1 protein-coding gene is annotated in these 313 nt (G+C 31.9%); it reads right to left on the reverse strand.

All coding sequences use genetic code 11. From position 1 onward, the window contains the following. A partial coding sequence (locus FUA24_RS00520; RefSeq protein WP_148539601.1) for a type IX secretion system membrane protein PorP/SprF occupies positions 1-313 on the reverse strand: 313 nt, incomplete at both ends.

Here is a 313-nt window from a genome sequence, read left to right on the forward strand (position 1 = left end):
AACATGCCGCTAAATAAGTTATAGAAAGTTCATAAACACCATCTGTTCTACCTATGTTTGATGTGTTAAAATCATATGAAAAACCAAAACGTAAGCGCTCAAACTCTACACCAACTAATGCGTTAATTGATGTTAGTAAATGACTATTACCACTATTTTTAGCAGGATTTGTTACTGCCATAGCTCCTAAAAATAACTTGTTTAGTTTTGCTGTAGCGGCTAAATCTAACCTATTATACGCACCTTGTTGCATGTAATTTGCCGAAAGTATCATATCATTATAATCAAAATACGGAAATTTATAATTAGCATG

Source organism: Seonamhaeicola marinus, from assembly GCF_008085455.1.